Genomic DNA, 13,801 nt, shown 5'->3' with positions numbered 1-13,801 from the left:
CTGTCAGCATGCGCGCTCCGGGGGGCGGACGGCCCGCCGCGCGGGACTCCGGTCCGGGTCGGGGTGGGCTGCGTGCCGTCCTGGTGGACCTGCGCGGCCACGCGGGCGGGAGCGGGTATCGTGCACGCCGTGAACACAAGGGCTGATCTGGCACGGCACGGTCGGTCAGGACGCAGGCTGGTGGGACTGGGTGGGCGCTGGGAATGGGGGCTGGGAGCGGGCGCTGTGGCAGACTGCCCGGTACTGTGCCTGTCCGCCTACCTGCCCTTGATTCCTCGCGCCTGACGGTGCTGGCGCGCGAGGTGGCGTTGCCGCACACGCCCCGGCTGCTGCGGGTCGCGCCCCGGCTGTTCCTGATGACGCTGGGCGCGTTCCTGCTGCTGGCGTTGCCGCTGGCGGGGCTGGTCAGTCAGGGCGTGTACAGCGGGATTCACCGGTCGTTCGCGGAGCGGTCCCTGCGGGAGTCGCGGCTGGTGGCGGCGCTGCCGCCGGTGGTGGCGGCCCTGTCTGGCAACGCGGCCGAACGGGCGAACCTGAACACCCTCATGAACCGTTACCGGGTGGTGCTGGGCGCGGATTACGTGGTGGTCACGGACCGCGCGGCGCGGCGCCTCACGCACCCGGACGCCGCGCGGATCGGGCAGCACATGGCGGGCGGGGATTTCACGGCGTTCCTGCGCGGCCAGAGCGTCACGGAGACGGTGCAGGGCACGCTGGGGCCGTCCGTGCGGGCCAAGGTGCCGGTCGTGGACAGGCAGGGGCGGGTGCTGGGGCTGGCCAGCGTGGGCTTCCTGCTACCCAGGTTGCGGGACGTGTTCCGGGACGTGCTGCGCGCCGCGCTGCCCTGGTACCTGGGGGCGCTGGGGCTGGCGCTGGTGCTGGCGCTGCTCGTGGCGCGGCAGGTGAAGGCCGAGATGCTGGGCCTGGAACCCGAGCAGATCGCCGGGGGCCTGCGGCAGTACCGCGCGGTCCTGAACACCCTGGAGGAGGGCGTGCTGGTCACGCGGGCCGGGCAGGTGTTCGTGATGAACCCGCAGGCGCGCGCGCTGCTGGGCACGGCCGGGGGCACGCTGCCGCTGCCGTGGCCGCCGGGGCTACCGCTGCCCGCGCCGGGGGCGGGGCCGGTCACGGCGGATGTGGCGGGCCGCCCGGTCCTGCTGGCCGCGCAGGACGCCGGGGACGGGGCGGTCGTGGTGACCGTGCGGGACCTGGCGCGCGTGCGGGCGCTGGCGGACGAACTGACGCAGTCGCAGCGCTACGCGGAACTGCTGCGCGCGCAGACACACGAGTTCACGAACCGCCTGCACACCCTGGCGGGGCTGCTGCACCTGGGCGAAACGCGCGAGGCGCTGGCCCTGATTCACGGGCAGTCGGCGCGGCACGGCGCGCACGCGGACGCGGTGCGCTCGCTGCGGCACCTGCGGCTGTCGGCGCTGCTGCTGGGCAAGTTCGACCGGGCCGCCGAGCGGCGCGTCACCCTGACCCTGGACCCGCTGTCCGGCCTGCCGCCCCAGTTGCCGCCGGGCGTGCTGGACCTGCTGGAACTCGCCAGCGGGAACCTGATCGAGAACGCGCTGGACGCCGCGAGCGGCACGCCGGACGCGCAGGTGCGGGTCCTGATCGCCGCCGACCCGGAAGGGGTGGTGCTGGAGGTGCGGGACAACGGCCCGGGCGTCCCGGCACAGATCACGCACTCGCTGACCCGCCGGGGCGTGAGCACCAAGGGGGCCGCGCCGGACGGAACGCCGCGCGGGGTGGGCCTGGCCCTCGTCGCGGACCGCGCGCAGGCGCTGGGAGCCAGCCTCACGCACGACCGCGTCACGGACGCCACCTGCACCTGGACGCGCTTCACGCTGGACGTGCCGCTGCCCCCCCATGAACCGGAGGGCGCGTGACCCGGCCCGCCTCGCTCCCGCCCCTGCGCGTGCTGATCGTCGAGGACGACCCGCAGATCGCGTCACTGCACTGGCGACTGCTGGAGGGCGCCGGGGGCTTCACGGTCCTCGGGCAGGCCGAGACGCTGGGCGTGGCGCGGGCCATGCTGCGCACCCTGCGCCCCGACCTGCTGCTGCTGGACGTACACCTGCCCGACGGGCGCGGCCTGGACCTGCTGCGCGAGGCGAGACTGGCAGGCGCGCCCCTGGACGCCATTCTGGTCACGGCCGCCAGCGACGCGCCCAGCGTGCAGGACGCCCTGCTGCACGGCGCGGCCGATTACCTCGTGAAGCCCGTCACGCCGGGGCGGTTCATGCTGGCCCTGGAACGCGTGCGGGAACGCGCGGCCCTGTGGGCGCAGGGGAACGTGCGCCAGGGTCAACTCGACGCCCTGTTCACGCCCGCTCCCGCCGACGCGGCCGGCCTGGACCCGGACACCCTGCGCCGCGTCCGCACGGCCCTGCGTGAGGGCGGCCCGGTCAGCGCCGCCGAACTCGGCGTGAGCCTGGGCCTGAGCCGCGTGACCGCGTGGCGCTACCTCGAATACCTCGTCGAGTCCGGCGAGGCCAGCGTCAGCACCGACGCCCGCACGGGCGGAAGGCCTGCCAAACGCTACCGCCGGGCGTGAGGATGGGTGATGGGTGATAGACCAGCTTCCGCTCAGGCCCATGCCAGAGCTTCCATCAACCATCCTCCATCACCTATCGACATCCCCTGTCCCTGACGGGGGAACGGGTCACGCTGGGCGTTTCGGGGGGGTGGTACGCTGCAAAGCGCTATGGACTCTTTCGACGTACTGGTAATTGGTGGCGGCCCCGCGGGGTACGTGGCGGCGATTCGCGCGGCCCAGCTGGGCTTCAAGACGGCCTGCGTGGACGCCTTCGAGCGCAACGGCAAGGCCAGCCTGGGGGGCACCTGCCTGAACGTGGGCTGCATTCCCAGCAAGGCAATGCTGGACAGCAGCGAGAAGTTCGAGGTCATGCAGCATGAATTTGCCGAGCACGGCATCAACGTGCAGGGCGCGTCCGTGGACATCGCGACGATGCTGGGCCGCAAGAACGGCGTGGTGGACAAGCTGACGGGCGGCGTGGCGTTCCTGTTCAAGAAGAACAAGATCACGTCGTTCTTCGGGCTGGGCAAGCTGGTCCGCGCGGACGGTGACGGCTGGATCGTGGACGCCGCCGGCACCGAGGTCCGGGCCGCGCGCGTGATCGTTGCGACCGGCAGCAGCCCCCGCGCCCTGCCGCTCGCTCCGTTTGGTGGGCACATCGTGGAGAACAGCGGCGCGCTGGTATTCACGGAAGTGCCCGGCAAGCTCGGCGTGATCGGCGCGGGCGTGATCGGCCTGGAACTCGGCAGCGTCTGGCGCCGCCTGGGCGCCGACGTAACGGTCCTGGAAGCCATGCCCGGCTTCCTGATGGCCGCCGACGACGCGATTGCCAAAGAAGGCCTGAAGCTCTTCAAGAAGCAGGGCCTGGACTTCCACTTCGGCGTGAACATCACGGCCGTCGAGCAGGACGACAGCGGCGTGAGCGTCACGTACACCGAACAGGACCAGGAAGTCACGGCGCGCTTCGACAAGCTGATCGTGTCTATCGGGCGCGTGCCGCACACCCAGGGCCTCGGAGCCGACACGGTGGGCCTCGCGCTGGATGAACGCGGCTTCGTGAAAGTCGACCAGCACTACCGCACCAACCTCCAGAACGTCTTTGCCATCGGCGACGTGATCGGCGGCGCCATGCTGGCCCACAAGGCCGAGGAAGAAGGCGTGGCCCTCGCCGAGATGCTGGCCGGACAGGCCGGGCACGTGAACTACGACGTGATCCCCTGGGTGATCTACACCAGCCCCGAGATCGCCTGGGCCGGCCTGACCGAGAAACAGGCCAGGGACCGGGGCCTGAGCGTCAAGACCGGGCAGTTCCCGTTCAGCGCGAACGGCCGCGCCCTGGGCCACGGCGACACGCGCGGCTTCGTGAAGATCATCGCGGATGCCCAGACCGACAAACTCCTGGGCGTGCACATGATCGGCGGCGGCGTCAGCGAACTGATCGGCGAGGTCGTGGCCATCATGGAATTCGGCGGCAGCAGCGAGGACCTTGCCCGTACCGTCCACGCCCACCCCACCCTCAGCGAAGTCGTCAAGGAAGCCGCCCTGGCCGCTGACAAACGCGCCTTGCACATGTAATCTCCACACTCCGGGCGGGTCGTGACCAGCGTGGTCCGGCCCGCCCGACCCACAGCGCTTGACGAATACCCAGAAAGCCTGTATCTTTCTGTGCGTGCCGGAAACGGCACCCCTTGAAAGGCAGAAAGCGAAGGCGAAAGCCAACGACAACTGAAGTGGTGTGGCCCCATCGTCTAACGGTTAGGACACTACCCTTTCAAGGTAGCGATACGGGTTCGAATCCCGTTGGGGTCACCAAACAGCAGCGCCTCCGCCCACGCGGAGGCGCTGCTGCTTTACAGACCACCGCAACAGTGCGCCGGAACAGGACACTGCGACCCGGAGTTCTATACTGCCCGGCGTGACTTCCGAGCACCAGCCCCTCCCGAACGTTGCCCGGCCCCGCTGGGTGGCGTGGCTGATCGCCCTGGTGCCGGTCGTCCCGCCGCTGTACCTTGCCGCGCTGGCCTGCTTGGGCCACCTACTGATCTCTTCGCCAGCGCCTGGGCCTACACCCTGACAACACAGGGCTGGGCGGGCGTGCAGGAATGCTTGGGGCACCTTTACTACTACTACTCTGTGGCGTCTCTGGGGCTGTTGACCTTCATTCCCCTCTGGATCACCCTGTACTGGAAAGGCGGGGCTGGGGCCACCGTGGCCGCCCTGGCCTTCCAGCGGGGCAAGCGGCGACCCTGGGCACTCCTGCCAGCCGTGACGATCGTCCTGGCCGCCACACTGAGCACCCGCCTGGATATCCCCCTGCAACCCGTCGAGCGCCTTCTGAACGACCAGACCAGCGGCCGTGAGTACGTGTGGCGTGACGCGGTGCAGGGCTGGCAGACCGCACCGATTGGCGGTGTCGGCCCCTACCAGGGAGGCCCGTACCTGACGTACCTGTTCAAGGACGGTTGCCAGCTTACCCCGACCCTAAAACGCAACAAGATCAGTTGCCCCGACGCGCTGAGCCGCTGATCCAGCGTGTGGCTCATCGCGCACAACGCCTGGCTGCACTGGCTGCTGGAAACCGGCGTGATCGGCACGGCTGGCCTGCTGGCCGTCATGGGCTGCGGTCTGTGGCGCGCCACCCGGCAGGGCGCCCCCCTGACCCTGGCGGTCCTGTTCGATTACACCGCCATGAATGTCGTCCGGTCAGGCCGGTCAGGGTCCAACCGGCCGGCACGTCTGTTCTCAGATTGACGGTGGTGACGGTGGGTTCAGGGGCGGCCATCGCTCCAGGATGCCACGAGTGCCTGCCAGCGGTCGGTGTTCAGGCTGACGTCGCCGGGCAGGGTCACGCCGGCCTGGGCGCGGGTGCCTTCCTGCACGTCGGGTTTGCGGCGGCGGGCCAGTTCGAAAACGCTCTTGCGTTCGGTGACAATGTGCAGCAGGTCGTGCGGGATCTCATGGGCGTGCGTGATGGCCTGCGCGATCTGCGGGGCCAGCACGTCCACGTAGTCCTGGCCAGTGTAAACGTCGCTGAAGGCGACCGGGTACGCGAACTCGCGGGGGCGGAAGCTGGTGCGGATGATCAGGTGGTCACGGGCGGCGCGGGCTGCTTCCTCGGCGACCAGTTTGGTCAACGAGTAGTAGTTGACGACCGGGCCGGGCGTGTCGTCCTCGCGGTAGTTGCCAGTGTCGCCGCTGAACACGTAGTCGGTGCTGATGTGCACCAGTTTGGCGTTCACGGCGTTCGCGGCGGCGGCCATGGTGCGGGTGCCGATCACGTTGGCGTTCCAGCAGGCGTCGCGGTCCTTCTCGGCGGCGCCCACGTTGGTATATGCGGCGGCGTGCACGATCAGATCGGGCTGCTCGCGGCGCGCCACGTCCAGCACCTGCGCGGCGTCCATGATGTTCATTTCTGCCGACATGGGGGCCACGATACCGGGCAGCAGGGCGCGCAGTTCGGTGCCCAGGCGTCCGCTGCCGCCGGTCAGCAGAATCTTCATCCCATGTCCTCGGCCCACAGGTCATCACCGAAGTGATTCCAGGGCAGGCGGCCCTCGTTGGGGTCGGTGATGTCGAACTGGGCGTCCATGGTATACAGCAGGGTCGCCCCCTGCTCGCCTGCCTGATACCCGTGCGCGACGCCACTGGGGATGTGCACCATCATGGGTTGCTCGCCGCTGAACACCAGTTTGCGTTTCACGCCCAGCGTGGGGCTGCCGGCGCGGCAGTCCACCAGCCAGATCATCAGCTGACCCTGCAAGACGCACCAGATCTCGTTCTGTTCCTGCTTGACATGAATATGGAACGCGTTGATGCGTTTCGGCGCGGCCCACGAGACGCTGATCTGCCGGGGCGTCAGCTGGCCCGGCAGGCCCTGCACGCCCTGTTCATCCAGACGGACGTACTCCATGAACGCACCGTTCTCGCTGCGGTTCTTCTTCAACGCGTGAAACCACACCCCTTCGATCTGCGGGGCGGCCGGGTAAGTTTCGAATTTCAGTTCCTGCGCGTACTCGGGCGCCAGTTTGATGGTGTGCTCGGGGGTCTGTTCAGGCATGGCGTTTCTCCTTGCTCAGTTTCAGCAGGTACTTCCCGTACCCGTTTTTCGCGAGTTTCTGTGCCTGTTCCAGCAGCATCTCGGTGCTGATCCAGCCGTTGCGCCACGCGATCTCCTCGGGCGAGGCGATCTTCAGACCCTGGCGGTGCTCGATGGCCTGCACGAACAGACTGGCTTCCAGCATGCTCTCGTGCGTGCCGGTATCCAGCCATGCAAAGCCACGGCGCATGAGTTGCACGTCCAGCAGACCCTCGTGCAGGTAGGCGCTGTTCACGTCCGTGATCTCCAGTTCGCCGCGCGGTGAAGGCCGGATGCTGCGGGCAATATCGACCACGCGCTCGTCATAGAAGTACAGGCCGGTGACAGCGTAGTCGGATTTCGGTTCGGCGGGCTTCTCCTCAATAGAGAGCGCCTTCCCGTTATCGTCGAAGTCCACCACGCCGTAGCGTTCCGGGTCGCTCACCTGGTACGCGAACACGGTGGCGCCCTCGGCGCGGGTGTTGGCGTCCTGCATCAATTCAGACAGGTCGTTGCCGTAAAAGATGTTGTCGCCCAGCACCAGGGCGCTGGGGTTCCCGGCAATGAACTCCTCACCGATCAGGAACGCCTGCGCCAGCCCGTCGGGTCTGGGTTGCACGGCGTACTCCAGACGAATGCCCCACTGCGACCCGTCGCCCAGCAACTGCTTGAAGCGCGGGGTGTCCTCGGGGGTGCTGATGATCAGGATGTCCTGCATGCCGCCCAGCATCAGCGTGGTCAGCGGGTAGTAGATCATCGGCTTGTCGTAGATGGGCAGCAGTTGCTTACTGACGGCAATCGTCGCCGGGTACAGGCGCGTGCCGGACCCGCCCGCCAGAATGATGCCCCGGCGGGACGTAGTGAACGCCGTCACTTCGCCCCGGTTCCCGCGAGACGCTCGGCGTACTGGCGGTCGTAGTACTCGCGGAACTCGCCGCTACGGATCGGTTCCCACCACCACCGGTTCTCAACGTACCACCGCGCGGCCTCCGCGACCGCCTGCTTGGGGTCGTACTTCGGCTCCCAGCCCAGGGCGCGCAGCTTATCCACGTTCATGGAGTACCGGCGGTCATGACCGGGGCGGTCCGTCACGTGCTTCACGAGACTGTGGTCCTTGCCAAGTGTGTCCAGCACGATATCCACCATCTCCAGGTTCGTCATCTCGCGCCCGGTACCGACGTTGTACACCTCGCCGATCACCCCTTTCAGGAGGACCGCTTCGATACCGGTACAGTGGTCGTACACGTGCGCGTAATCGCGCATCTGCAGGCCGTCACCGTACACGGGCAGCGGCTCGCCCAGAATGGCGTTCGTGCTGAACAGCGGAACGGCCTTCTCCGGGTACTGGTACGGCCCCACGTTGTTCGCGCCGCGCGTGATCGTCACCGGAATCCCGTACGTGATCGCGTACGCCTGCACCAGCTGATCAGCGGCTGCCTTGCTCGCCGCGTACGGACTGCGCGGAGCCAGTTCATCCGTCTCCACGCTCTGGTGGTTGTCCCTGATGTGGCCGTACACCTCGTCCGTGCTGATGTGATGCAGCCGGATCCCCAGTTCACGCGCCACCTCAAGCAGGACGTGCGTGCCGCGCACGTTCGTGTCCGTGAATACCAGCGGCCCCAGAATGCTCTGATCCACGTGCGTCTCGGCCGCGAAGTTAACGATCAAGTCGATCCCCTCATCCTGGCAGGTCCGGCGCACCAGATCCTGATCACCGATATCGCCCACGACCAGCGACACGTTCGCCGTGTCCCACAGGTCATGCAGGTTCTCTTTACGGCCCGCGTACGTCAACTTGTCGTACACCACCACACGACTCTGGGGGTGCTGCGCCAGCCAGTACCGCACGAAATTACTCCCAATAAACCCACAACCGCCCGTCACCAGTAGATTCTTGATTTCACGCATAGGTCACTCCTTCTTCTGATCCCAATGATAACTGTGCATACTCATCCGTTTCTTAACGGACAACGGAAGAAAGCGGTGCTGTTTCCCCAGCTGGAACGCCGAGAATTTACTAATCTTCTAGCATATGTTAGAACAAATAGCAGAGCACGCCTTCGAGAAAAATGTGCTTTCAAATCTCAGTTTTTACATCCGAACTTTTATCGGTTTGATCTGTGGACGTAAATACGAAATAACGGGAAAACGCTCAATAATCAGTGATCTATATTAAAGCGTTTGCCTAGAATAAGACACAATAGACTTATCGTTATCCATCGGCTCGAATAATTTTTTATTGCACATGAATCAGGTATTTTCGCATTTTGTATCATTAAATCAACAGCTTAGCGCCGCTTTTCCCTAAAAGCCGTGTAGCTCAATCCCTTGCACACCCAGTGTGGAAAGCAGCGGCTGAATGATCAGGTAGGAGACGCTCAGGGCCATGAGATCACCTGTGATCAGTGCGCTCGCCTGCGGCACGCTGTTGAGTGTGCCGGCGCCGCTGCGTTCCGCCTGCCGGACGGGGCTCGTGGATGGAGTCAGGATGCCCATGGTCACTTACCCCTTGTTTCCCCTGGGAGCGTAACCGTAGCTGTAGCCGTAGGTTTTGCCGTCCTGTCCGGAGGGATTGACCTTGTTCATGATGAATCCGAGGACGTTCACGTTGGCGTTGCGGGCCCGCCGCAGACTCTGCCGGATGGCCTGGAGGCTGGTGCGGCCTTCCTCGACGACCAGCAGCACATGGTCCACGTGACGGCCGATGACCAGGCCGTCAGCCAGGGCCAGCAGGGGTGGGCTGTCGATCAGGATCAGGTCGTACCCCTGTCCCCACTGGGTCAGGTACTCACCCAGTGGGGCGCGGTTAAGCAGGCTGAGACTGTCGTGAATACCGGGACCGGCTGGCAGGACATGCACACCCGGTTCGGTCTTCATGACCTGGACGTTCTGCGGGTCTTTCAGGGCCTCTGCGAGTGTACGTGCGCCATTCTGGCCGGCCAGCTGCACCCATTCGTGCTGGGTTTCGTACTTGTCCCAGACTTCCTGCTGCGTGCCGCGGCGCATATCAGCGTCGATGATCAGGACGCGCTGACCGCTGGCGGCCAGGCCGTCGGCGAGGGTGGCGGTCAGGCTGCTTTTCCCTTCGCCCGGTGCCGTAGAGGAGATCATCACGCGCTGGCCGGGTGTATTCCCGATGCGTGACAGGATGTTCACGCGCAGAAACCCGATGGCTTCGTACAGGCCGGCGAGGCGCGCGGCGCGCACGATCCCGTTAAAGACGACTTCGCGGCGGCGCAGGCGGGGAATCATGCCCAGGGTCGGGATGCCGAACGTGAGCAGGTCGTCTTCCGTGCGGGCCGTGCGGTCGGTCACGGTCCGAAGCGCGGCAATCCCGGTTCCGAGCAGCAGGGTCAGGAGACCCACCAGCACTGCGTTCCGAGTGGGTTTAGGGGCCACGCGGTCCAGCGGAACGACGGCCGGCGCGACCAGTTCCAGTGAACCGCTGACGCCCTCGGCCTGAATGCCCGTCTGCGCCAGGCTGCGCTGCAAAGTAGCGCGGGAGGCAATCAGGGTCTGCCGCTCCAGACTACTCTGTCCACCGTCCGTCAGTTGACGGTCCACTTCGCCCAGCTGGGCGCGCAGGCTGCGCTCGGCACGCTGCACGCCGCTCAAAGCGCGGCCGCGATCCCAGTTGAGCAGCGCCTGGGCTGTCGTGTCTGCCAAGAAGGTGGCCGCTTCGGGCGTCCCGGCGCGGGCGCTGACGGTGTAGATTCCATTTCCGTTGAAATCCAGCTGGTTCTGCAACTCGATGGTGGTCACATCACGGCGACGCAGTTCCTTCTGCAGGTCGCTGGCAATTTCGGTTCGCAGATCGGTGTCCAGGGACCGCTCATCGTTGACCCGTTTGATGATCTCGCCGAGGACCACGGGTCCGCGTAGGGCTTCTTGCAGGGCGCCCCCGGGGAGTGGCGCGGCCGTGACCACGCTGTCCCTGAGCGCGCCAATGTTGGAACTGTTACCAGTGGTGACCAGGCTGGAGGACGCCTCGAAAACGTCCGGCTGAGCGCGCGACCACAGGAAGGCGGTGATGGCCATCAGGACGGTGGCCAGCGCAATCCAGGGAAGCTGCCGGCGCACACCTTGCCACAGGACAGCCAGATCAATCTCATTGTCCTGGGCGGACTCTCGAGGGTCTGTAGGGCGCGTTCGCGAGGCCACGTCGGAAGTCTTGGAGAATGGATCCGTCATGCGAGATCCCTGCCGCAACGGGTCGGCAGAACGGAGTGGTTGGCTGTCCACTGGAAAGTGAAGTGTCCTCCCGGGTGGTCAGCGGCCCGGAGGCCTTGCGTCAAGGACATCATGCGCTTGCTCTTTGGGCGGGGTTTCTGAAGTGCTTGCATCTGGTCTCCGTATACGGCGAGTTCCCGCATCTGTTGATCTTACTGTGTGAAAAATCACATCTGCACCGGTCGGGCAACTGAAAGAAACGCGCTCCCGGCTCCGGCTAAAGACGCAATCTCTGTATCAGAACATAGTTCATCTCTTTGCCGTATGCACGGGCACCCATCAATCTTCAACGTCGCATCAGATAGATGATAAACCGGCGGAGCGTAGAATACCCGGTGTGAAAGCCATTATTCCCGCTGCTGGTCTGGGTACGCGTCTCCGACCTCTTACCTATACGCGGCCCAAGCCGGTGTTGCGGGTGGCAGGCAAGCCGATCATCGTGCATGCTATCGAGTCGCTGCAGGCAGCGGGTATCCCCGAGATCGGCGTGGTGGTGTCAGATATCACGCGGGTGGAGATTCAGCACGCCATCCGGGAGATTTCGGGCGTGCAGGTAACGCTGATCAATCAGCATGAGCAGCTGGGGCTGGGGCACGCGGTGCTGGTGGCGCGCGACTGGGTGGGCCAGGATGATTTCTGCGTGTACCTGGGGGACAACCTGTTCGAGTTCGGGGCGCGGCCGTTCGTGGACCGCTTCCTGGCGGAGCGTCCGGCGGCGTTGATCGCGCTGGTAGAGGTCGAGGACGCGACGGCCTTCGGGGTGGCGCAGATGGACGGGACGCGCATCACGCGGCTGGTAGAGAAACCCAAGGTGCCGCCGAGCAACCTGGCGGTGGCGGGCCTGTACTGCTTCACGCCGCAGATCTTCTCGGTGCTGGACGGCATGGCGCCTTCTGCGCGGGGTGAGTACGAGATCACGGACGGCATTCAGGGGCTGATTGATCGCGGCGCGGATGTGACGGGTCAGCCGGTGATGGGCTGGTGGAAGGACACGGGTCGCCCGGCGGACCTGCTGGACGCCAACCGCCTGCTGCTCGAGCGGATCGTGCTGGACGTGAAGGGAACCGTCGAGGATTCGCGGATCACGGGCCGGGTGGTGATTCCGGCCTCGGCGCGGGTGACGCGCAGCAAGATCGTGGGGCCGGTGATGCTGGGTGAAGGCGTGGTCATCGAGGACGCGTACATCGGGCCGTTTACCAGCATCGGGGCCAACACGCTCGTGCGCGGCGCCGAGGTCGAGCACAGCGTGGTGGATGAGGAGGCCTGCATCGAGAACCTCAGCAAGCGTCTGCAGGACTGCCTGATCGGCGTGCGGGCGCAGGTGCGGGGTGGGCGGACGCTGCCGCGCACGCACAAGCTGACCATCAGTGACGCCAGCGTGGTCGAACTGGCGTGATCTGGCCCGGCTGATACGAACTGACGTCTGTCTCCTTCACAAGCCGCCCATGCACCGGGTTGCCACCTCCACGCCCGACAGGCCGGTTCTCTCCTGCTGGCCCCCTGCGGCGCGGCTCTCCGCTCGGGTTAAACGGTTGTTGCAGGCCACTCAACCGGAGTCTGATACGGACTGCCGTTTGTTTCGTTGACAACCCGCAACTGCACCGGGTTGTCAACTCCACGTCCGGAACCCGCTTTTCTCCTGCTCGCTCCGCTCGGACCCAGCGGCTTTGCAGCCCATTCAACCGGAGTCTGAACGGGGCGCTTTGAGGGTGAGAGCAGGGTTGTGTCGGCCCGGCGGCCCTATCATGTGGGCATGACGGATTCACCTCGTATTCACCTGGGTTCCCTGCTGCGCTCCTCTACCGAGGACGCGCACGCGGAAGGCAACCTTGATCACCTCCAGTACGAGCAGGGCCGCACGCAGCACACGTTGCGCTTCGCGGAGCCCGCGCCGTTCGAGGTGGATGTCAACGCGCTGGGCACCAACGAAATGTACCTTCAGGGCACCTTCGAGCCGGTGCTGGTCATGGAGTGCGCCCGCTGCCTGCGGGAAGTGCACGTGCCGCTGGAGATCACGCTGGGTACGCTGCTGCGTTACGAGCCCTCTGCCGAGACGCCGTACCTGGAGGAGGCGGAGACGGGCGAGGAGATGCTGGTGTTCGGCGATCCGGACCTGGACCTGAGTGCGTACCTCGCGGAGACGACGCTGCTGAGCGCGCCGCTGAGCGTGCTGCACGATGAGGCCTGCCTGGGACTGTGTCAGGTGTGCGGGCATGACCTGAACGACGGGCCGTGCGAGCACATGGCGCAGGTGCCGGTCGAGGAGATCGACGATGATCTGGGCATCCCGGTCGGGTCGCTGCATGCCAAGCAGAACCCGTTTGCGTCCCTGGCGGACCTGAAGCTGCCGGAGGAGTGAGGTGAGTGCGCCGGAACTGACGCATTTCCGTGATGGGTTGCCGCGCATGGTGGACGTGACCGGCAAGGTCGCCACGTCGCGCGAGGCGAGCGCCGAGGCGTGGGTGCGCCTCCCACCGGAGGCCCGCGCGGCGCTGGAGGCCGGCACCAATCCCAAGGGCGACCCGCTGATCGTGGCGCGACTGGCCGGACTGGCGGGCAGTAAGCGCACGGCGGACCTCGTAACGCTGTGCCATCCGATTCCGGTGACGGGCGCGGACGTGCAGGTGACGCTGGAGGACGCGGGCGTGTGGGTGCGGGCGACCGTGCGGACCACCGCGCCGACCGGTGTGGAGATGGAGGCCCTGACGGCCGTGACGGTGGCGGCGCTGAACGTGTACGACATGCTCAAGGCGGCCAGCAAGGCCATAGAGATCACGGGCGTGCGGCTGCTGAGCAAGTCGGGCGGCAAGAGCGGCGATTTCGTCGCGCCGGATCAGCTGCCACCGTCTGGCTGAGCGCTGCCCGGGGCCGGCTGGTCGGGGCGCTGGCTGGTCGGGGCGCCGGCTGGTCGGGGGGGCTGGCTGGTCGGGGCGCCGGGAAGGTCCGGGAAC

At 66.2% G+C, this 13,801-nt stretch carries 15 protein-coding genes and 1 tRNA gene; 10 read left to right on the top strand and 6 right to left on the bottom strand.

From position 1 onward, the window contains the following. Positions 1–245 precede the first annotated feature (245 nt). From QZ271_RS03155 to QZ271_RS03125, 7 genes are all read left to right on the top strand, one after another. The gene (locus QZ271_RS03155) at positions 246–1,895 is read left to right on the top strand and encodes an ATP-binding protein (protein ID WP_291428892.1); all 1,650 of its coding nucleotides are present in this window, start codon (positions 246–248) and stop codon (positions 1,893–1,895) included. Beyond that, positions 1,892–2,563 (top strand): response regulator, encoded by a 672-nt coding sequence (locus tag QZ271_RS03150; RefSeq protein ID WP_291428891.1) that lies wholly within the window; start codon positions 1,892–1,894, stop codon positions 2,561–2,563. Before QZ271_RS03155 ends, QZ271_RS03150 begins: the two co-directional genes overlap by 4 nt. Before the next feature lie 150 nt (positions 2,564–2,713). Beyond that, positions 2,714–4,120, top strand: a complete 1,407-nt coding sequence (lpdA, locus tag QZ271_RS03145) for a dihydrolipoyl dehydrogenase (RefSeq protein WP_291428890.1) — start codon at positions 2,714–2,716, stop codon at positions 4,118–4,120. Positions 4,121–4,282: 162 nt separating this feature from the next. Further along, positions 4,283–4,357, top strand: a tRNA-Glu gene (locus QZ271_RS03140). Between the two features lie 103 nt (positions 4,358–4,460). After that, positions 4,461–4,619 carry a hypothetical protein gene (locus QZ271_RS03135; protein WP_291428889.1) on the top strand — a complete coding sequence of 53 codons (159 nt, stop codon included), beginning with the start codon at positions 4,461–4,463 and terminating at the stop codon, positions 4,617–4,619. 77 nt (positions 4,620–4,696) lie between these two features. Continuing rightward, the gene (locus QZ271_RS03130; RefSeq protein WP_291428888.1) at positions 4,697–5,071 is read left to right on the top strand and encodes an O-antigen ligase family protein; all 375 of its coding nucleotides are present in this window, start codon (positions 4,697–4,699) and stop codon (positions 5,069–5,071) included. Between the two features lie 6 nt (positions 5,072–5,077). Next, on the top strand, positions 5,078–5,296 hold the full coding sequence (locus QZ271_RS03125) for a hypothetical protein (RefSeq protein WP_291428887.1): 219 nt from the start codon (positions 5,078–5,080) through the stop codon (positions 5,294–5,296). Positions 5,297–5,313: 17 nt separating this feature from the next. On the opposite strand, the gene QZ271_RS03120 is transcribed toward QZ271_RS03125, so the two are convergent. The 6 genes from QZ271_RS03120 to QZ271_RS03095 form a co-directional block, all read right to left on the bottom strand. After that, on the bottom strand, positions 5,314–6,045 hold the full coding sequence (locus tag QZ271_RS03120; protein WP_291428886.1) for an NAD(P)-dependent oxidoreductase: 732 nt from the start codon (positions 6,043–6,045) through the stop codon (positions 5,314–5,316). Then, the gene (locus tag QZ271_RS03115; protein WP_291428885.1) at positions 6,042–6,602 is read right to left on the bottom strand and encodes a dTDP-4-dehydrorhamnose 3,5-epimerase family protein; all 561 of its coding nucleotides are present in this window, start codon (positions 6,600–6,602) and stop codon (positions 6,042–6,044) included. The genes QZ271_RS03120 and QZ271_RS03115 overlap by 4 nt, the downstream gene beginning before the upstream one ends. Continuing rightward, positions 6,595–7,494 (bottom strand): glucose-1-phosphate thymidylyltransferase RfbA, encoded by a 900-nt coding sequence (gene rfbA / locus QZ271_RS03110; RefSeq protein WP_291428884.1) that lies wholly within the window; start codon positions 7,492–7,494, stop codon positions 6,595–6,597. Before rfbA ends, QZ271_RS03115 begins: the two co-directional genes overlap by 8 nt. Continuing rightward, the gene (gene rfbB, locus QZ271_RS03105) at positions 7,491–8,528 is read right to left on the bottom strand and encodes a dTDP-glucose 4,6-dehydratase (RefSeq protein WP_291428883.1); all 1,038 of its coding nucleotides are present in this window, start codon (positions 8,526–8,528) and stop codon (positions 7,491–7,493) included. Before rfbB ends, rfbA begins: the two co-directional genes overlap by 4 nt. A gap of 396 nt (positions 8,529–8,924) precedes the next feature. Next, positions 8,925–9,122, bottom strand: coding sequence for a hypothetical protein (locus QZ271_RS03100; RefSeq protein ID WP_291428882.1), 198 nt, complete (start codon positions 9,120–9,122; stop codon positions 8,925–8,927). Beyond that, positions 9,123–10,700, bottom strand: a complete 1,578-nt coding sequence (locus QZ271_RS03095; RefSeq protein WP_367114295.1) for an AAA family ATPase — start codon at positions 10,698–10,700, stop codon at positions 9,123–9,125. It abuts the gene before it with no gap. A 487-nt stretch (positions 10,701–11,187) separates the two neighbouring features. Here QZ271_RS03095 and QZ271_RS03090 point away from each other — a divergent pair, with 487 nt between their 5' ends. From QZ271_RS03090 to moaC, 3 genes are all read left to right on the top strand, one after another. Beyond that, positions 11,188–12,246 carry a glucose-1-phosphate thymidylyltransferase gene (locus QZ271_RS03090; protein ID WP_291428880.1) on the top strand — a complete coding sequence of 353 codons (1,059 nt, stop codon included), beginning with the start codon at positions 11,188–11,190 and terminating at the stop codon, positions 12,244–12,246. Between the two features lie 357 nt (positions 12,247–12,603). Further along, positions 12,604–13,209 carry a YceD family protein gene (locus QZ271_RS03085; RefSeq protein ID WP_291428878.1) on the top strand — a complete coding sequence of 202 codons (606 nt, stop codon included), beginning with the start codon at positions 12,604–12,606 and terminating at the stop codon, positions 13,207–13,209. Position 13,210: 1 nt separating this feature from the next. After that, positions 13,211–13,705 carry a cyclic pyranopterin monophosphate synthase MoaC gene (gene moaC, locus QZ271_RS03080; RefSeq protein ID WP_291428876.1) on the top strand — a complete coding sequence of 165 codons (495 nt, stop codon included), beginning with the start codon at positions 13,211–13,213 and terminating at the stop codon, positions 13,703–13,705. Positions 13,706–13,801 lie beyond the last annotated feature (96 nt).

The organism is Deinococcus sp. (genome assembly GCF_018260555.1).
Classification (GTDB): domain Bacteria; phylum Deinococcota; class Deinococci; order Deinococcales; family Deinococcaceae; genus Deinococcus.
The sequence above is the reverse complement of the archived record's forward strand: the minus strand, read 5'-3'. Positions and strand labels throughout refer to the sequence as shown.